The sequence below is a fragment of the Planococcus daihaiensis genome (assembly GCF_049262615.1).
Taxonomy (GTDB): domain Bacteria; phylum Bacillota; class Bacilli; order Bacillales_A; family Planococcaceae; genus Planococcus.
The window spans coordinates 2,781,702-2,800,077 of record NZ_CP175504.1; the positions used below are offsets into that span (position 1 = coordinate 2,781,702).

The 18,376-nt window shown below is 45.9% G+C and carries 18 protein-coding genes; 6 read left to right on the plus strand and 12 right to left on the minus strand.

Annotated features, from left to right (window positions below):
* Positions 1-200 precede the first annotated feature (200 nt).
* The 3 genes from DHX103_RS13745 to DHX103_RS13755 all read left to right on the plus strand — a co-directional run bounded on the left by DHX103_RS13745 (position 201) and on the right by DHX103_RS13755 (position 2,248).
* The gene (locus tag DHX103_RS13745; RefSeq protein ID WP_422122813.1) at positions 201-1,415 is read left to right on the plus strand and encodes an NAD(P)/FAD-dependent oxidoreductase; all 1,215 of its coding nucleotides are present in this window, start codon (positions 201-203) and stop codon (positions 1,413-1,415) included.
* A gap of 216 nt (positions 1,416-1,631) precedes the next feature.
* Positions 1,632-1,757: a YuiA family protein gene (locus tag DHX103_RS13750; protein WP_158593273.1), complete on the plus strand. Its 126-nt coding sequence runs from the start codon at positions 1,632-1,634 to the stop codon at positions 1,755-1,757.
* A gap of 161 nt (positions 1,758-1,918) precedes the next feature.
* Entirely contained in the window at positions 1,919-2,248 is a 330-nt protein-coding gene (locus DHX103_RS13755; RefSeq protein WP_422122814.1) for a YuiB family protein, read from the plus strand.
* Between the two features lie 39 nt (positions 2,249-2,287).
* Here DHX103_RS13755 and DHX103_RS13760 read toward each other — a convergent pair whose 3' ends face one another.
* The gene (locus tag DHX103_RS13760) at positions 2,288-2,764 is read right to left on the minus strand and encodes a divergent PAP2 family protein (RefSeq protein ID WP_422122815.1); all 477 of its coding nucleotides are present in this window, start codon (positions 2,762-2,764) and stop codon (positions 2,288-2,290) included.
* A 149-nt stretch (positions 2,765-2,913) separates the two neighbouring features.
* Between DHX103_RS13760 and DHX103_RS13765 the strand changes: the two genes are divergently transcribed.
* The gene (locus tag DHX103_RS13765) at positions 2,914-4,407 is read left to right on the plus strand and encodes a leucyl aminopeptidase (RefSeq protein WP_422122816.1); all 1,494 of its coding nucleotides are present in this window, start codon (positions 2,914-2,916) and stop codon (positions 4,405-4,407) included.
* A gap of 22 nt (positions 4,408-4,429) precedes the next feature.
* Here the strand turns inward: DHX103_RS13765 and mnhG are convergent, their stop codons facing one another.
* From mnhG to DHX103_RS13805, 8 genes are all read right to left on the minus strand, one after another.
* Positions 4,430-4,816 carry a monovalent cation/H(+) antiporter subunit G gene (mnhG, locus tag DHX103_RS13770; protein ID WP_422122817.1) on the minus strand — a complete coding sequence of 129 codons (387 nt, stop codon included), beginning with the start codon at positions 4,814-4,816 and terminating at the stop codon, positions 4,430-4,432.
* Complete coding sequence (locus DHX103_RS13775; RefSeq protein WP_422122818.1) at positions 4,800-5,081, minus strand: Na(+)/H(+) antiporter subunit F1; 282 nt, start codon at positions 5,079-5,081, stop codon at positions 4,800-4,802. The genes mnhG and DHX103_RS13775 overlap by 17 nt, the downstream gene beginning before the upstream one ends.
* Positions 5,078-5,557 (minus strand): Na+/H+ antiporter subunit E, encoded by a 480-nt coding sequence (locus DHX103_RS13780; RefSeq protein ID WP_422122819.1) that lies wholly within the window; start codon positions 5,555-5,557, stop codon positions 5,078-5,080. The genes DHX103_RS13775 and DHX103_RS13780 overlap by 4 nt, the downstream gene beginning before the upstream one ends.
* A gap of 5 nt (positions 5,558-5,562) precedes the next feature.
* Positions 5,563-7,044 carry a Na+/H+ antiporter subunit D gene (locus DHX103_RS13785; protein ID WP_422122820.1) on the minus strand — a complete coding sequence of 494 codons (1,482 nt, stop codon included), beginning with the start codon at positions 7,042-7,044 and terminating at the stop codon, positions 5,563-5,565.
* Entirely contained in the window at positions 7,037-7,384 is a 348-nt protein-coding gene (locus tag DHX103_RS13790; protein ID WP_422122821.1) for a Na(+)/H(+) antiporter subunit C, read from the minus strand. Before DHX103_RS13790 ends, DHX103_RS13785 begins: the two co-directional genes overlap by 8 nt.
* Positions 7,384-7,806, minus strand: a complete 423-nt coding sequence (locus DHX103_RS13795; protein ID WP_422122822.1) for a Na(+)/H(+) antiporter subunit B — start codon at positions 7,804-7,806, stop codon at positions 7,384-7,386. The genes DHX103_RS13790 and DHX103_RS13795 overlap by 1 nt, the downstream gene beginning before the upstream one ends.
* The gene (locus DHX103_RS13800; protein WP_422122823.1) at positions 7,793-10,207 is read right to left on the minus strand and encodes a Na+/H+ antiporter subunit A; all 2,415 of its coding nucleotides are present in this window, start codon (positions 10,205-10,207) and stop codon (positions 7,793-7,795) included. Before DHX103_RS13800 ends, DHX103_RS13795 begins: the two co-directional genes overlap by 14 nt.
* Before the next feature lie 253 nt (positions 10,208-10,460).
* Entirely contained in the window at positions 10,461-11,693 is a 1,233-nt protein-coding gene (locus DHX103_RS13805; RefSeq protein ID WP_422122824.1) for an MFS transporter, read from the minus strand.
* Between the two features lie 132 nt (positions 11,694-11,825).
* Between DHX103_RS13805 and DHX103_RS13810 the strand changes: the two genes are divergently transcribed.
* On the plus strand, positions 11,826-12,527 hold the full coding sequence (locus DHX103_RS13810; RefSeq protein ID WP_422122825.1) for a peptidylprolyl isomerase: 702 nt from the start codon (positions 11,826-11,828) through the stop codon (positions 12,525-12,527).
* Between the two features lie 47 nt (positions 12,528-12,574).
* Here DHX103_RS13810 and DHX103_RS13815 read toward each other — a convergent pair whose 3' ends face one another.
* The 3 genes from DHX103_RS13815 to DHX103_RS13825 form a co-directional block, all read right to left on the minus strand.
* Positions 12,575-13,744 (minus strand): MalY/PatB family protein, encoded by a 1,170-nt coding sequence (locus DHX103_RS13815; protein ID WP_422122826.1) that lies wholly within the window; start codon positions 13,742-13,744, stop codon positions 12,575-12,577.
* A gap of 203 nt (positions 13,745-13,947) precedes the next feature.
* Positions 13,948-14,166, minus strand: a complete 219-nt coding sequence (locus DHX103_RS13820; protein WP_422122827.1) for a helix-turn-helix domain-containing protein — start codon at positions 14,164-14,166, stop codon at positions 13,948-13,950.
* 100 nt (positions 14,167-14,266) lie between these two features.
* Complete coding sequence (locus DHX103_RS13825) at positions 14,267-15,601, minus strand: sodium-dependent transporter (RefSeq protein WP_422122828.1); 1,335 nt, start codon at positions 15,599-15,601, stop codon at positions 14,267-14,269.
* A 150-nt stretch (positions 15,602-15,751) separates the two neighbouring features.
* Between DHX103_RS13825 and DHX103_RS13830 the strand changes: the two genes are divergently transcribed.
* On the plus strand, positions 15,752-18,376 hold the full coding sequence (locus DHX103_RS13830) for a sigma-70 family RNA polymerase sigma factor (protein WP_422122829.1): 2,625 nt from the start codon (positions 15,752-15,754) through the stop codon (positions 18,374-18,376).

Here is an 18,376-nt window from a genome sequence, read left to right on the forward strand (position 1 = left end):
TTTTTTTCATAAACAGAAGGTTTTTGCCTGTCAAGGGGGAATAATCTGTTTACTCCGATAGTAGGACTATCTGGTGCTATGCAGTTGAAATCACTTATTAAAAAGGCTAATATAGAGTGTAGGAGTAAATTGGAATAATAATGACATAGTTTAATTAATTTTCCGATTTAAAAAATGACTTGAAGGTGGTTGCGATTAGATTGAAAAGACCGTCAATTTTAGTACTTGGAGCAGGTTACGGTGGTTTGACTACTGTAGTAAATCTGCAAAAAATCATGGGAACAGACGAAGTAGATATTACGTTGATCAACAAAAATGAATACCATTACGAAAGCACATGGCTTCACGAAGCTGCGGCTGGAACAATGACACCCGAACAGGTGCGTTATGATGTCTCGGAAGTTATTGATCCTGTCAAAGTGAGATTTGTTCAGGCAACAGTAGAGTCAATCGATGTTGAAGGCAAAAAAGTCCTTACGGACAATGGCGAGTTTACATACGATTATATCGTCATCGGCCTTGGTTTCGAAGGCGAAACTTTCGGAATCGAAGGTCTTGATAAATATGCTTTATCAATTGCCAATGTCAAAGCGGCACGTTATATCCGTGAACATATCGAATTCCAATTTGCCACTTGGTCCACGGAAGCAGTCAAAGACGACAGCCGTTTGAATATCGTTGTCGGCGGTGCCGGATTCACAGGAATCGAATTCTTGGGTGAACTTGCGAACCGCGTACCTGAACTTTGCAAAGAGTTTGATGTACCGCGTGAGAAAGTCCGCGTTATCTGCGTCGAAGCGGCACCAATGGTATTGCCTGGTTTCGATCCGGAATTGGTCAGCTACGCTGTAGGCCATCTGGAATCAAAAGGAATCGAATTCTCTATCGGAACACCTGTTGTAGAAGCAACACCTGAAGGCGTAAACATCAAGAAAGGTGATGATGAGTTTGAATTCATCAAAGCCGGCACAGTTGTTTGGGCTGCTGGAGTTCGCGGCAACAGATTGATCGAGACGACACCGATTGAAAACATGCGTGCCCGCGTTAAAGTGGAAAAAGATCTTCGTGCACCTGGATTCCCGGATGTATTCATCGTAGGGGATTGCGCACTCATGATCAATGAAGAAACAAACCGTCCATACCCGCCAACAGCACAAATCGCGATGCAGCAGGCTGAAACAGCTGCAGGCAACATCAAAGCATTGATCCAGGGGCAGACAACCCAGGAATTTGTTCCTGACCTGAAAGGGACTGTTTGTTCACTCGGCAATGACGATGCGATTGGCGTTGTATTCGGCAAAAAAGTCACTGGCAAGCGCGCATCTTTCATGAAGAAAATGATTGATAACCGTGCTTTACTAATGATGGGTGGACCGAAATTGGTCTTGAAAAAAGGAAAATTTAACGTACTATAATATTTTAGAAAAAGCTTCCGCTCATGCGGGAGCTTTTTTAGATGGTCCAAATTCTTCAATAGGAGCTCTGAAAGTTAGAAAATTGTGTCCATTTTAAGGACGTGCTAAAAAAGTTTTCATGTATGCGCTTACATGCAGTTCTTTCTCTTGCCACTTCGAGAGCACCGTGTTATATTATCAGAATATTATAAACAATAGCAGGAGGAGGTGTTTCGGATGAAGAACTTCAAACAGGTTAAACCAACAAACCAATGCCCATATTGCGCAGGCCAAGGCTATTTCCAATTGCGTTTGGGCGGATCGGAAACGTGCTCTTGCTGCTCGGGATCAGGTAAGAAATAACTTGAAATGTAAATCGGAACCCGCAAATTCAATTTGCGGGTTCCATTTTTTTAGGAATTCATCCCGCCTTGTGTCAATGTAATGAACTATGGTCTGGTGGATTGAAAGGCTTTGATATTTCAGTTAAACTGATGTAGGGAATATCGGAGGTTAGAAATACTATGAATAGTTCATTCACTATTGTTCAATTGATCATTTCAATGCTGTTATTTTATGTAATGTTTTTCGGCATCGGCTTTCTGCTGAATATGCTGTTGCGCATGACCTGGCTTATGGCCATCGTTTATCCGGTCGTCATCCTGCTCGTTATCGATGATGTTGGCGTTTTTGATTATTTTACAAATCCAGGCGAATCATTCTCAATGCTTGGCGACACAATCACATCACTGACCGGTACAGATATTGCCGTTCTTTTGGCTGGATTCGCTGGAGCAATCACTTCCGGAATTGTCATGAAAGTTCTGCGTAAAATGGGATATCAGATGTTTTAAAAGAAAATCCGTACGGCCATCATTGGCCGTACGGATTTTTTATAGAATCAAGTTGTATACGAACACGGAAATGGCAATTCCGGTCAAAGCGCCCATAAAAACTTCGCTCGGTTTATGGCCAAGCAGCGTTTTCAATTCCTCGATTTTTTCTTCTTCTTTTTTATGCGCCCAGGTTCTGGTTTCATTCATGAACAATTGCAGGTCCGTCCGCAATTTGTTGATCGTCAACGCTTGCTGGCCTGCCTGGAACCGTACTCCGGTAGCGTCATACATCGTGATGACTGCAAACATGGTGGATACCGCAAAAATAGTGGAGCCGACGCCATGTTCGTAAGCGACTGCAGTGGTCAACGAAGTGACTGCGGCTGAATGTGAACTCGGCATGCCACCGGTAGAACTGAACAGTTTCCAATCCAATTCCCGTGTTACCGCATATTGAATGGGTATTTTAAGGAATTGGGCAAAGATGATTGCAAAAAGTGCAATCATTAAAGGGGTATTCGTAAAGAATTCCATTCAATTATCAACCTTTCAAAGAGAATTTATTGCTTCAGTATAGCATAAATCGATTTTTTCATAAGCCTGAAACAATTTCGGCATGCGAACTACTAAGCCGCGGCAATAAATGCTAAACTGAAAGGGAACCCATACAGAGGAGGAGACTTATGAAAATTACAGCTCAACCAAATGAACATGAAACTGGTGCAGATATTTTGATCGTCGGATTAACACGCCATCCGGAAAATACAACAGGATGGGATAAATTCTCCGAACGGTTTGATGGAAAATTGCAGGACTGGGTGAAAAATGATCTTTCATTTGATAAAAATTCACTCATTACATATCCGACCATGTCGGGAGATATCGCGCGCGTCATGTTCGTCGGACTGGATGACCGGAAAAAGCTGAACGAAGAAGACATCCGCAACGCATTCGGCCAGGCAGGAAAGCAATTGGCCAAGAAAAAAATCAGGCACGCAGCGGTGTATCTGGAATCGTTCCAAAATGATCAGGTAACTGCCGAAGATGCTGCGTACCTGGCAGCTGAAGGCATCGGCATGGGGATGTACAGTTTTGCCGATTATAAAACTACTTCCAATGAAACTGAAATCGAATTGGAAGAATTAACGTTCCTGACGGAAACGGATTCGGAAGAAATCGAAGCTGCCGCGAAAATCGGGCAGATTTTTGGTGACTCGGTGAACGAAGCCCGTACGCTGGTTAACATGCCCGGCAATGTCCTGACGGCTACAGCACTTGCCGATTATGCACAGGAAATGGGTGAGCAATACGGCTTTGAAATGGACATTCTGGATAAAGCGCAGATGGAAGAGCTCGGAATGGGCGCGATTCTTGCGGTCAACCAGGGGTCGGTCGAAGAGCCGCGTCTGATTGTCATGAAGTATAAAGCGACAGAATCGTTTGAAGATCCACTGGCGCTTGTCGGAAAAGGAATCACTTTTGATACGGGCGGCTATTCATTGAAACCGAAAGACGGCATTGTCGGCATGAAAGGCGATATGGGCGGGGCAGCTGCCGTTCTAGGCGCGATGAAAATCATTGGTGAACTGAAGCCAGCAAAAAACGTCATTGCGGTCATTGCTTCAACAGACAATATGGTGTCAGGCGATGCCTTCAAACCGGATGACGTGATCACATCACTCAGCGGCAAAACGATTGAGATCCTGAATACGGATGCTGAAGGGCGTCTAGTGCTCGCGGACTCGGTCACTTATGCCAAGCAACTCGGCGCAACGCGCATCATTAATGTGGCGACGCTGACAGGCGGTGTTATTGTAGCGCTCGGGATGGACAAAACAGGGGCGTTGACCAACGATGAAGCATTCTTCGAAGAATTTTTGGAAGCATCCAATGAAACCGGAGAATTTGTTTGGCGTCTGCCGTTGACGGAAAACGACAAGAAGCGTCTCCGCAAAAGTGATGTGGCAGACCTCAACAACTCACCGGGACGTGACGGCCATATGATTTTCGGCGGCGGCTTTGTCGGGGAATTTGTCGACAACACGCCGTGGATCCATTTGGACATTGCGGGCACGTCATTCACTGCATCCGCACATGATCTGGGACCAAAAGGCGGCACGGGTGCCATGGTCAGAACGCTGGCAATGATGGTCGAAAGTTTAGCTGAAGAAAAATAATCCATAAAAAAAACCTGCAGACTCAATCGTCTGCAGGTTTTTTTGATAAGGCAAATCTTTTTCTCTTGCGTTGAACCGCTGGCCCCAAATCATCACGCACCGTCTGATCAGCCACTTTGATGCCCGAAATATAGGCGGCGCGTCCAATCAGGTGACCAGCAACAGGTGCGGTGATGAACAGGAAAGCGATCGCAATGATCATTTGTGTATTGAATATGCCTTCAATGATAAAGAAATGGATGAAGGTACCGGTGAGAATAGCCAATACCCCCAGTGTCGAACTCTTAGAGGCAGCATGTGTCCGCGTATAGACATCGGGCAGCCTGATAAGGCCCAGAGCGGTAACGACACTGAAAAGGACTCCTACGCTGATTGAAACGATAATGAGGATGTTAGCGATTGTTATCACGATCGAAAATCTCTCCTCTCTCGATGAATTTAGCGAAAGCAGCTGTCCCGATAAACGAAAGAATGCTGAGCAACAGGATGATTTCCAGGAAGAACTCCGTTTCGATGATCAAGGACAGGAGTGCAACAATGGAAACCAGACTGATTCCGATTGCATCAAGGGCAACAACACGGTCCGCGACTGTCGGACCTTTGACCAGCCGGAATAAAAGCCCGGCAAAGGCAATACTGACAATGGCAAGGGCAACCCAGTAAAATGTCATCATGGCCGGCTCACCTCCAGTATTGCGCGTTCGAATGTATTTTTGATGGAAGAAACGGCTTTATCGATATCTTCGAAATCCAGCGCATGGATATACAGCCTTTTCTGGTCATCCGAAATTCCGACGACAAGCGTTCCGGGAGTCAACGTGATCAATGCCGACAGCAAAGTCACTTCCCAGTCCTCTTGTAATTCTGTTTCCATTTCAAAAATGGCGGGTTTAATATTCATGTTTGGCCGCAGGACGATCCGTAATACCTGAATGCTCGATAGCGTTAATTCTCGTAGGAACAGCAGGAACAAATAGATGACGGCCCAAACGCGGGTCAAATACAATCTTCCTGTAAAGAATCGGCGCATCAGTATGATAATTCCCAGGCCAATCAAAAAGCCGATGGCGAATCCGGCAGGAGTGAAGGAATTAGTCATGAACATCCAGATGAATGCGAGAAAGAAGTTCAATAGGATTTGTGTAGACATATCAACTACTCCTTAAATACCGCTTCAATATAGAGCGATGGATTCAGCAGCACTTCAGCAGCACCAGAAACAAGTGGCATGAAGAGTTCCGCGCCGACTCCGAAGAACACCGTTATGGCGACCAATATCATCGAAGGGATCAGCATTGCTTGATAGGAAGATTTTTTTAATGGTTTAGTTTCAACCGGTTCACCCCAGAAAGCATAGATGAATATGCGGGTTGCACTTAATAATACAATGAGGCTTGTTGCAAGAATGACGATACTGCCCCAGAAATGTGGACCTTCAAAACCGCCTTGCACAATTAATAATTTACCTGGAAATCCGCTGAGTGGCGGGATGCCGGCAAGGCCGAACGCTGCAACGAGATAAGTCCAGCCCAGAACCGGATAGGTCTTCATCAATCCGCCCATTTTGCGGAGGTTGGAAGTTCCGAAAATGACAGCTGTGATTCCGACAAGGAAAAATAACGCCGCTTTGATCATCATGTCATGGATCAGATAGAATATCGAACCTTCGATGCCAGCCTGATTCATCTGGGAAACACCGAACAGGATGACGCCGACCGCGATGATGATGTTGTAGATGATGATTTTTTTGACATCAAAGTATGCCAGTGCACCAACACAACCCGCCAAAATGGTCAGGATGGCAATAATTGCCAGAAGTTCATGGGTAAACCCGGTATTCATCGTAAAGAACAGCGTGTATGTACGCATGATGGCATAGACACCGACTTTGGTCAGCAAAGCACCGAATAGCGCCAGAACTGGCATCGGCGGCGCATGATAAGAAGCTGGCAGCCAGAAATACAATGGGAAGATGGCTGCTTTGAAGCCGAATACCACCAGGAACAGAACAGCAATAACGGTCAGAATTCCGGTATTTTCAATTTGTGGAATTTTTACAGCCAGATCCGCCATATTCAGCGTACCTGTCACTGAGTAGAGTAGAGCGACAGCAACGACAAAGAATGCCGAAGAAATAATATTGACGAGAATATATTTAATTCCTTCACGAAGCTGTTGCTTTTCTCCGCCGTGAACGATCAATGCGTAAGAAGCCATCAGCAACACTTCAATAAAGACGAAAAGGTTAAAAATATCACCAGTCGTGAATGCACCATTGACACCCGACATCAGGAACAGCACTGCCGGATAGTAGAACGATTGCTCACGTTTTATCCCGATAGTGGGGTAACTATATAGAATGACGAACAGCACAACCAATGATGAAGTCACAACCAAAAGCGCGGAAAAGAGGTCGGATACCATCGAGATGCCGAAAGGTGCCGGCCAGCTGCCGAGGGTAACCGCCTGGACGCCATCGTTGTAAACTTTAGCCAAAAGAAACGCTGAAGCGACGAGGGTGGCAATCGTTCCAAGCAATGCAACCAAGCGCTGCATTTTAATCTTGTTCGGGAACAGCATCAGGATTGTACCGACTATCAAAGGAATTATGATCGGGAACAATAATAAATTACTCATGGTCTTCAGTTCCTTTCATTAATTCCACATTGTCCGTGCCGAGCTCCTGATAAGCGCGGTAGGCAACAACAAGAAAAAAAGATGTAACAGCAAACGAAATAACGATTGCTGTCAGGATCAGGGCTTGCGGTAATGGATCTGCGTAATCGGCAATTGTAACTCCATCAGCGACTACTGGCGGTGACTCCCCGCCAAGGCCGCCCATTGTCAAAAGAAGCAAATGGGCGCTGTGGCTGAGGAGCCCTGTACCGATAATGATCCGGATCAGGCTTTTTGAAAGTATTAGATAAACAGCTGCCATAAAAAGAAAACCGATGACAACTGACATAATAATTTCCATTATTCATCCTCTCCAATCGTTTGAATAATGGTCATCGTAACGCCAACAACAACCAGATAGACTCCCACATCGAAAAGTAAAGCAGAGTGCAGGGAAGTTTCACCGAATAACGGCAAGTCGAAATAATCATAAGCATGGGTAAAAAACGGAACATCGAAAAGTATGGAAGCCGAAGCTGTAGCAATCGCTACAAGCAGGCCGACCGAAGTCATGACCACATAATTGATCGGCAAGATCTTTTTCACTGTCTGAATGCCGAAAGCCAGCATCAAAAGAACGATGGCAGTTGCAGTCAGCAAGCCGCCGACAAAGCCTCCGCCCGGCGTATAATGCCCGGCGAAAAAGATGTGGACAGCGAACATCAGAATGATGAAGGTTACCACTTTCGTAACGGTTTGAAGCATTACATCATTTGTTTTCATGCTGCCCCCCCTTTTTCGTAAGCCGCAGCTTGATCAAAGTAATGATGCCGATGCCGGCGATACCGAGAACGCCGATTTCAAACAAGGTATCAAAACCACGGTAATCAACAAGGATAACGTTGACAATATTTCCGCCTGCAGCTTCCGTATAAACAGTTTCCTTGTAGAATTCGGAAATGGAAGGCAATGCTTTGCCGGAATGTGACGCCAGCGCAAGCAGCGTCATCGTCACGCCTACACCAACAGCGATTAATGCATTACCCAAACGGAAGTGCATCCGTTCTTCTTTTCTGCTGATTTGCGGCAGGTGGTAGAAGGCAAGCAGGAATAATGCGACAGAAATCGTTTCAATGACCAATTGGGTCAAGGCAAGGTCAGGCGCACGGAAGATGACGAAGAACAATGCAACCGAGTAGCCAACGGCACCGAGTGCAATAATGGCCGTCAGTCGTGATTTTGAAAACAGGATTGTTAAAGTCGATCCGAGCAGGGCAATCATGATGACGATTTCATACAATCCGACGGGTGCCAGATTGTTCATATCAATTGCAAATGCTTCATTTAAGAAGAAGGTACCGAGTACGATAATGATGAGAAAACCGAACATATAAACGAGATATGAACGGATAAAACCGGTCATATAAGTTCTGGAAAAGCGGTTGGCTCCAATGTCGCTCAGGAACATCATATTGTCGTACAGCCGGTTCAGTGTCAGTGTATCGGGATACAGGTCATAGCTCTTTTGCCATTTGGCGAGCGTCCAGAACATCAGGAAGCCGATGGCGAATATGCCGAGGGTCATAAAGAGTTCTGTATTGAAGCCGTGCCAATAAAGCACATCCACATCCACTTCCTGCGGTGAATCATACATGAACGGCTGAATAGCTGCGACGGCCGGTTTCACGAGCCAATCTCCGACAACGTTCGGGATGGCAAAAATGACCAGTACCAGAATTGCCAGGAACGCAGGAGACAGAAGCATGCCGATCGGCGCTTCATGGGCCGGTTTCGGCAATTGTTCCGGTTTATGCTTGCCGGCAAACGTGTGGAACACAAAATAGAAACTGTAAATGAACGTAAAGACAGAACCGATCCAAGCGATGACTGGGAATAGAATCCCCCATGTGTCAAATTGGAACATATTGAATTCCGTTATAGTCAGCATCGCGGTCAGGAACATTTCCTTACTCAGGAAGCCACTGAACGGCGGCAGCCCGGCCATGGAGAAAGCACCGATCATAGCGATTGTAAAACTGATTGGCATTAAACTCATTAAGCCGCCCAATTTCCGGATGTCGCGTGTTCCGGTTTCGTGGTCAATGATGCCCGCGACCATAAACAGACTGCCTTTAAACACGGCATGGTTGATCAAATGGAAGATAGCTGCGAATGCGGCATATTTGAAATAAGTGCCAGCAGCATCTTCCACGTGAAAGCCTGCCGCAGAAGCACCGAGCAGGGACATGATCAATCCGAGCTGAGATACAGTCGAGAATGCCAGAATCCCTTTCAAATCTTTTTGTTTCAATGCCCAGAACGAAGCCCAGAACATTGTAAACAAGCCGACGCCGGTAACAAGCCACACCCAGGTGCCGGATACGGCGAAAATCGGGGTGAAGCGGGCCACCAGATAGAGACCGGCTTTAACCATTGTTGCCGAGTGAAGATATGCGCTGACCGGAGTCGGCGCTTCCATGGCATCCGGCAACCAGATATAGAATGGAAATTGTGCCGATTTTGTAAATGCACCGAGCAAAATCAGTACGAGCGCCCAGATGAAGAAATCGTGGCTCGCCATTTCGGGTGCCAATGAAATCAATTCGCGGATGGAATACGTATCGCCCATGATTCCGAGCAATACAAAGCCCCCAAGCATCATCAATCCGCCGAACACTGTGATCATCATCGACTTCAACGCGCCGAATTTTGAACGGTCACGTGTATACCAATAGCCGATCAGCAGGAAAGATGAAATGGAGGTCAGTTCCCAGAACAGATAAAGAGAAATCAGATGGTCGGATTGAACAACACCGAGCATCGCTGTCATAAACATCAGCAGGTAAACATAAAAATTATGTAATTGTTCGCGGTATTTATCCAGATAAAAAATCGAATACAGCACAACCAAGGCTCCGATGCCGGTGATCAGCATAGAAAACAGAAGACTCAATCCGTCGATATAAGCGATAAAGGAAATATCAAGCGAAGGAATCCATTGCAGTTCGGATACACGGTTGCCTCCGCCTGCAATTGTGGGAAGCAAAGTGGTGTAATAGATGAATAAGAATACCGGGACCAATAAAACAAACCAGCCCGTATGGATCTGACTGACTTTTTTATACAACAGCGGGATAAAGAGTGCTGCTATTATGGGCAGAAAAATTAAAAATACCAGTGACAAAAGAATCCTCCTTTCAAGCATAAACATGATGAGTAGCTAAAAAAATTATAACGTAATTTCTTGTGCTTTGCATTGTTGGGCTTCTAATTGAAATGAAACGGTCACATTTTTTGCCGCTTATAGAGATAGGAAGAAACTCACTTAAAATATTTAATTTTTTTCGCTGGAGAATCGGTTTTGCCAATAAAAAACGGACTCCATTTTGGAATCCGTTCAGTTTTTACTATGGAATTGCGGCGTGGATTTCAAAAAGCTACATCGATTTCATTTCCTGTTCGAGCAGCACATCCTCGAAATCCTGCTCAGGTTTTGCCAACGTAAATTTGAGGAACGCAAACGCCAGGACAAATAACACGCCGGTGACGATGAAAACGGAAGAAATTCCGATAAAGCCACTGACAATTCCTCCGAAAACCGGGCCGACGATATTGCCGAGGAAACGGAAGCTGGTGTTGTAACCCATGATTTCGCCTTGAATTTCAATCGGCGCTTCCCGGCGCATCAAAGCGGTAGTGGTCGGAATCATGCCGCCGACAGCGACACCAAACAGCAGCCGCAGAATCATCAATTGCCACAGCTCCGTAACGAACGCCTGCGGCACGATAAACAGGAACGACAGCAACAGCAGAAAGCCCAGCACTTTTTCATAGCCGATCGAATCTCCCAGCCGGCCCCATCGCCGGGCGAAGAGCAGGTTGCCGACACCCGCCGCACTGAAAGTCACGCCCGCCAGAAAAGCGACCTGTGAACTGTCCGGCGCAAGTTCCGCGACATACAACGACAATAAGGGCTGGATGCTGAAATTTCCCACCTGGATCAGACTGGTGATGATCATGACATTGATCAACAGACGGTGGTGAAGAATTCCTTGGATAATCGTTTTGCGCTCGTAGACATGCGCGTCTTTATTGAAAACCTTTTTAGTTTCTTTTATACCGAGAGCTACCAGCGATGCTGCGATACCGATGACGACTGCCGTGATGATGAATGTGTAGTCAAAGCCAAAGGCATCAGCCATCAATCCGCCGATCACCGGTCCGAACAGAGTCCCTGCGACACTGCCCATCTGCAGGGTGCCGAGCGTTTTGCCGGCAATTTCTTTTGGGGTCTGGGTGCTGACAAACGCCAGCGAAGTCGGGATGAACCCTGTCACTATCCCCATGATCAGTCGGAGAATGAACAATTCGTGTACGGAATCGGCTGTTCCCATCAGATAGATACTGATGGCTATCCCGAATCCGTTGATGATCAATATTGGTTTATAGCCGTAGCGGTCCGCGATGCGTCCCCAAATCGGCGACATAAACAGGGCGGCGACGAACGTCACACCGAACACCAGCCCGGACCAGCGTTGGACATATTCATCGGAAAAATTACCAAGCGAGTCAATATATAGAGATAAAAAGGGCATAATCATTGTCGTGCTTCCCGCTACCAGGAAGTTCGTGAACATGATGATGATAAAATTTCTTTTTTGCACATCCATAACAGTTACCTTCTTTCTGAACCGTGCATCTGTATCTATTATATATTATTTCGCCACTCGAAAAAAGTATGAAAATTTACCGATGTATTCTGAAATTTTTATATGCTAAAATAGAGCGGGGTGAATGCGAAAATGAAGAAAATATGGATGCCGATTTTATTGGCGACGGCTTTACTAACTGCCTGTGGATCACAGGAAACAGAACAACAGTCAACAGACAATGGAAATGCCGCAACATCAGAGACAATAGCTGAATTGCCGCAGTTGTCAGGAGAAGTCGCAGAGGATGAAGCCTTGGTGGATATGCATACTTCAATGGGAACAATTCAGATAAAATTATTCCCGGAACAGGCACCGAAAACAGTCGAAAACTTTTTGACTCATGCCAAAGACGGCTATTACGATGGTGTGGTTTTTCACCGCGTCATCAAGGATTTCATGATTCAAGGGGGAGACCCTGACGGTACCGGCCGCGGAGGCGAAAGCATCTACGGGGAAGGCTTTGAAGATGAAATCTCTGAAGAGCTGTATAATTTTCGCGGGGCATTGTCCATGGCGAATTCGGGACCTGGCACGAACGGCAGTCAGTTTTTCATAGTTCAACTGCCTGATCTGCCGGAAGACGGACTTCCGCCAGCGGATAGTCCTGAAGAGGTCAAAGAGGAATATGCCGCCAACGGAGGAACGCCTTGGCTCGACGGCAAGCATACCGTTTTCGGGCATGTAGTTGAAGGAATGGATATCGTTGACGCCATTGCTGAAGTGGAAGTAGGAGAGGGAGACCGTCCTGTGGAAGCCGTAGTAATCGAATCCATCGAGATTATCCAGGAATAATAAAAGGAAGATCCATTGCGGATCTTCCTTTTTACTATTTTAAATTATTAGCCCAATGCTTTTATAATGCGTGCAACGCCGTCTTCTAGCATCGTCCGCGGACATGCCACATTAAGGCGCAGGAATCCGGTGCTGGCGTCGCCGTATTTCGACCCCGGCTCCAGTGCGACTTTTCCGTCATGGAGCAGCTTCTTCATGATGTCCGATTCTTCGATGTCCAGTTCACGGCAATCGAGCCACATCAGATAAGTGGCTTCAGGTTTCGAAATTTTAATCGCTGGAATAGCGGCGCCCAATTTCTCGATGACATAGTCCATATTGGAAGACAACACTTCCAATAACTCATCCAGCCAAGCCTCGCCTTCTTCGTATGCTGCCTTCAAGGCGACAGGAGCAAAGGCGTTCATCATGCCCGTGCCATTCGCGGCGGCATGGTTTTCAAGCCGCAGCCTCTTTTTCGGATCGCTGACAATCAGCATGGACGCCTGGATGCCTGCCAGATTGAACGTTTTGGTTGGCGCGATACAAGTGAAAATGCGATGTGCCTGTGCGCCGGCAAGTTTTGCCAACGGAATATGCTGATGCGCTTTCAAGACGAGATCTGAATGGATTTCATCTGAAATGATCAACACATCATGTTTTTCGGCCAATCGAAGAAGTTCTTTCATTTCTTCTTCTTTCCACACTTTGCCGCCGGGATTATGCGGGTGGCAGAAGATAAAGAAAGTGGCTTTCGAAAACTTTTCCTCCAAATCAGCAAAGTCGAAGGTGTATTCCCCGTCTTTCTCAGTCAATTCACTGTACAAAACTTTTCGTCCCTGATTCTGCGGAATTGAAAAGAACGGTGGATAAACCGGCGGTGTAACGACGACCGCATCTCCTGGATTTGTAAAGACCTGAAGAATCGCTGCAATAGCTGGAATGACGCCGGACTGGAACATGATTTCCTGTTCTTTGATTTCCCAGTCATTGCGTCGTAATTGCCACGCCGCAATGGCTTTCTTGCAATCATCATCAATATACGTATAACCCAGAATCGGGTGCTCGAGCCGCCGCTTCAATGCCTCAATAACGGGCGGAGGAGCAGGGAAATCCATATCCGCGACCCATAGCGGCAGAATGTCAGACGCATCTTCCACCTCGTAGATCATTTCCATCAGGTCCCATTTGACGGAGCGGGTTTTTCTGCGTTCGTATACTTCCTCAAATAAACTCATCACAATCTCCTCATTTCTATAAAGCTTCTAAGGATATTATAGCGGTTAGCAAAATAGAATGTCAGGTCAAATACTTATGGCAATATTTAGAATAAAAATTCGAATCGAAATAAGGGGGCAGAGTGTCCATTAACTACGATGAGCCGGATAAATTTTCATCAAAAAAAGAGTTTCCGGCAAACGCTTGCCGGAAACTCTTTTTATTATTGTTCGATAGAATCCAGTCCATCGAGCAGGTTGGATGCGGGAACTTCAAGTGCATTGGAAAGCCTCATGATTGTTTGGACAGAAGGAATTTCTTCCCCTGTTTCGTATGAATGAAGTCGTCCCACTCCGATTCTTGTTTTTAACGCAAGGTCATCCAGAGTCAAATTGCGCTCTTCCCGCAGAAACTTCAGCTGGGCGTTCAATTCTCTACTCATATTCATACACTCCCTTCGGAATTGGTACTTTCTTCTATTTAAAGAATAACATACAATGGCTGTTTAGTTTCGCGAAAATATGTCAGCTTTTGAACAGTTTTCAGAAGATATCAATGATTCCCTGAACAAATACAATAATGATCGCGATCGGTGCCACGTATCTCAAAAGCACCCGCCAAACATCCACCAGCAATTTCTGTTCGTGCATTTCTACATGGGCATCCTGTTTGGTCAGCACGTAGCCCGCAAACAGCGAGATGAACAATGCCCCGAGAGGCAAACCTACTTTACTGGTCAGAATATCAACGAAATCGAAGAAGGTGTAACCGAAGAACACCGGATCCGAGAAAACTCCAAACGACAAGGCACTTGGAATTCCGACGATGAAAATCGCCAATCCTACCAGCCAGGAAAGCTTGCCGCGTCTGTCGTATTTGTCCTTAACAGCAATCGACACGGTAATTTCCAACATCGAAATGGAAGAAGTCAACGTCGCGAAAAGCAACAGGATAAAGAACAGGATGATCAAAAATTGGCCCATGAATAATTCATTGAAGATGGCCGGCAGGATGATGAACACAAGTCCTGGCCCTTCATTCGGCAAATAATCCAAAGCGAAAACCGCCGGGAAGATGATGAGGCCTGCCATGATTGAAATGATGATATTCAACGACACGACACTGACTGCCGAGCGTCCAAGATTTTCCGTCTTCGGCAAGTAAGAAGCATACGTGATCATTCCGGCAACTCCGACGCTGAGGGAAAAGAATGCCTGCCCGAGAGCGGTAAGAGCCGTCTCAAAAGTGAAGAACGACCAGTCCGGAACAAACATGAAACGGACGCCTTCCATGGCCCCGTCCAAAGTCAGCGATCGGACCATCAGCAAAACGAAGAAAATCAGTAACGCAGGCATCATGATTTTACTGGCCCGCTCTATTCCTGATTTTATGCCGCCGTGTACAATCCAGACAGTCAAGAACATAAATACGGCCTGAGCGACCAACACTTCAAAAGGATTAGCTATAATGCTGTTAAACAGATCCCCAAACCCGGCATCGTTGTAATCCGAAAGTTGGAAGAATATCGCGCGTGCCAAATATGACAAGATCCATCCGCCAACCACACTGTAGAATGACAGAATCAGAAATGAAAAGATAAAACCGGACCAGCCGATCAGAAACCACGGTTTCCCGGGCGCTTGTTTCTTCAATCCGGTGACGGCATCTGCCTGGCCGCGCCGGCCAATGACAAATTCTGCGAGCAAAATCGGCAAGCCGATGAAAATGGTGCTGATAATGAATAATAATATAAAAACACTGCCTCCGTTAGCACCTGTTTCATATGGGAATTTCCAGATTGCACCTAATCCGACAGCACTTCCGGCCGCTGCCAGGATGAATCCGAGTTTCGATGTCCATTGCTCACGATTTTCCATTGTCCTCACTCCTATATCCATTAGATTTTTTCATTCTACACGAGCAATCTGCAAAAAAATAGATAAATTTGAAACTTCATGGATTTGGTAACGTATAATAAACATATAAAGGAAGAGATTGAATATTTCATTTTTAAAGGGGCCCTGAAAATGCAAGCAGATAATCCATCCAATGGAGCAAAAGCAGATGACAGGCAGGCAGTTGTGGACTGGTTTCGAAATTACGAGACCGCAATTGCCAGGTTTGCTTACCAGGCAGGCGTGCCGAAAGAGAAAATCGGTGCTTTCCAAGTCAAGCTGATCAATGCCATCCATGAGAAACTGGAGATCTCAGATGACGAAAATGCTGAAAATATCTTATACAAGAAGGCGGTTCACCTCATTGAAGGCGAACTTGCCGAATCCAACCATGAATCGGACCTTGAGCCGTTGAAATTTGAAGAAGACCAGGAAACTCATATGGCTCTTCTGCAACTGCCTTTGCAGGAAAGGCTTGCTGTGATACTCGTTCATTTCCACGGAAAACAGCTGGAAGATGCAGCTTCAATCCTTATGATACCTTTAGCGGCTGCCGAATTTGATATCCAATCGGGATTGGAAAAGCTCAGAAATGAGTTGGCTGTCGAAGCACAGCTGGATGTTGAGAGGCGATTGGACCTATTGGAAAAATCGTATAACAGGATTGAATTTTCAACAGCAGCAGAAAATATCGAAATCAATAAACTGCCAGCCGACGTTCCGAATCCTGAAACGAAATCAGTCGAAAACAAGCCGGTAAAAAAGAAAACGTTCGCACTTCTTGCCGGGGCCAGCCTGTTTTTAACTGCCATTATCGGAGCCTCGTTTCTTTTCAATGACCAGCCGGCCGACACGCAGCAGGCGGCCACAGACGGAGAAAATCCGACAACGGTCAGCAAAGAGATGGTCAAAGATTGGGAAGCGCAATATGAAGAAATCCGCAGTTCTGCGCCTGAGCGTCTGGGATTGCCTGTCGACACTTTCGAGTCCCTCGAATATGTCCAAAAAGCGGACGCTCTTAGGGAGCGCACATTCAGCCGCCAAAACGTCAAGCAATTGCAGGACGATCCGGAGCGTATGCAGGATCAGGTGGACATCTTGATGCAGAGCATTGAAACACCGAAAGGTATGCTGGACTCCGTCAAGGATGATCATTTGAATCCAGCAGAAATCAGCAAATTTCTGGTGATCTATACAGAAAAGACGGACCAATTGATGGTCATTGCCGATAATCTGCTGGAGAAACATAAAGATGAACTGGCTGCCGCTGAAAGAGACGGGGTGCTGTCACCGGATATGCTGATGCACAGCCGCGTTGATTACCCCGAAGATATCGAAAATCTGACGGCAGCTTTAAGGGAATACACTTTCCAATATGCAGTGCATCCCAACGACAACCGCTTCCGTACGGTCAGGGATGTCAATAAATTTTATGAAGTCCGTCCATTCAGCACGGACGGGTTATCCAATTATTATATGGAAGTTATTCGCAGTGCCCCCTATTATGATGAAACTGGCCTGCTGTTGCCGATTGAGCAACTGCCTTTTTCCGTAATGACGATGGCCGGATTTTTGACGGATCCCATGCTGGACCCGGCATTGAGGAGCAAAGTTGAACCTTTACTGGCCAATTCTTTTTTCACAATGGTCAAAGGTGATTTTAATACAGAAGTGTTCGACAGCAACGGGGTGGTAAAAGAAGAGTTTCGAATAGCTTGGGAAACCTCGATGCAAATGGCCGAAAATCCGATAATCTTCGTGTTGCTGCCGATTTTGGAAGAGTTCAAAGCGAGCGGTTGGACAGAATCCGCCCATTTTGATCAATTGGCATTACCCGATATTCTTGCCGCAATCGAAATGGAGAGAAACGGCGAATTGGAAGCGAAATTGCCGAATGGAGACGTGGAAATCGAGTTTGCCTCTCTTCAATTAGCTGACTATGATTACAGTGATATCAAACCATTCTATGAAGAATTTTCAGCTTCCCATGACTTGGATATGCTGTCAGGTGTGGAACCGCTGGAAATCATCAAGCTATATTATTACGCCAATAAAATAGAAGATATCGAAACGATGTGGCATTTGACTGCCGATGACAAATTGAAGCCTTCGCTGGAAGAATACACAAAAAGATGGAGGAAACAGCCTGAAATCACAGAAACGAGGCGCAGTATTGAAATTTACGAAGATAATACAACGCGGCAAGGAAGCAGTGTTGTCCTGATTGTTCCTGCTTCGTTGAATGGCGCTCATCAAAACTTTCAATTCATTCGGGATACGATTTTGATTACCGAGCGGGACCAAATCTGGCTGATGCAGCATCAGATGGATGAATTCTATACAATAGATGAGAATTTCGAAGAATTTGATTCGAATGTCCAAGCCCATTACAATAATCTCCTGCAAAATGACAGCTTGGAAACTGTTGACACTGCAACGCCGGCAGAAATAGCAGGAATTTTCCTTCTGGCATTGGAAAAAGAAGATATCAGGACGATGCGTTTGCTGCTCAATAAAGGTGAGATGCAGGTTAGTGATGAAGAATTTAAAGAACGTTGGATCTTATCCGGGCAATTTGGGGACTATTCAAAAATGGAGGGTATTTCCTTCAGAGCGGATACGTACAATCCCGCTATAAAAGGCGTCCAGGGCTACGTAGACATTTATGAAAACATAAGCACAAGGGAGAACGGACACTTCCTGCCGCTGGAAAAAGTGGGGGATTCATGGATGATTGGCGACATGTTTAACCATTAA

Bases quoted from the DNA above. Each gene is read 5' to 3' on its own strand.
- DHX103_RS13750 (WP_158593273.1), top strand. From the start codon at position 1,632: ATGAAGAACTTCAAACAGGTTAAACCAACAAACCAATGCCCATATTGC.
- DHX103_RS13755 (WP_422122814.1), top strand. From the start codon at position 1,919: ATGAATAGTTCATTCACTATTGTTCAATTGATCATTTCAATGCTGTTA.
- DHX103_RS13760 (WP_422122815.1), bottom strand. From the start codon at position 2,764: ATGGAATTCTTTACGAATACCCCTTTAATGATTGCACTTTTTGCAATC.
- DHX103_RS13765 (WP_422122816.1), top strand. From the start codon at position 2,914: ATGAAAATTACAGCTCAACCAAATGAACATGAAACTGGTGCAGATATT.
- DHX103_RS13775 (WP_422122818.1), bottom strand. From the start codon at position 5,081: ATGATGACATTTTACTGGGTTGCCCTTGCCATTGTCAGTATTGCCTTT.
- DHX103_RS13780 (WP_422122819.1), bottom strand. From the start codon at position 5,557: ATGTCTACACAAATCCTATTGAACTTCTTTCTCGCATTCATCTGGATG.
- DHX103_RS13785 (WP_422122820.1), bottom strand. From the start codon at position 7,044: ATGAGTAATTTATTATTGTTCCCGATCATAATTCCTTTGATAGTCGGT.
- DHX103_RS13790 (WP_422122821.1), bottom strand. From the start codon at position 7,384: ATGGAAATTATTATGTCAGTTGTCATCGGTTTTCTTTTTATGGCAGCT.
- DHX103_RS13795 (WP_422122822.1), bottom strand. From the start codon at position 7,806: ATGAAAACAAATGATGTAATGCTTCAAACCGTTACGAAAGTGGTAACC.
- DHX103_RS13805 (WP_422122824.1), bottom strand. From the start codon at position 11,693: ATGGATGTGCAAAAAAGAAATTTTATCATCATCATGTTCACGAACTTC.
- DHX103_RS13810 (WP_422122825.1), top strand. From the start codon at position 11,826: ATGAAGAAAATATGGATGCCGATTTTATTGGCGACGGCTTTACTAACT.
- DHX103_RS13815 (WP_422122826.1), bottom strand. From the start codon at position 13,744: ATGAGTTTATTTGAGGAAGTATACGAACGCAGAAAAACCCGCTCCGTC.
- DHX103_RS13820 (WP_422122827.1), bottom strand. From the start codon at position 14,166: ATGAGTAGAGAATTGAACGCCCAGCTGAAGTTTCTGCGGGAAGAGCGC.
- DHX103_RS13825 (WP_422122828.1), bottom strand. From the start codon at position 15,601: ATGGAAAATCGTGAGCAATGGACATCGAAACTCGGATTCATCCTGGCA.
- DHX103_RS13830 (WP_422122829.1), top strand. From the start codon at position 15,752: ATGCAAGCAGATAATCCATCCAATGGAGCAAAAGCAGATGACAGGCAG.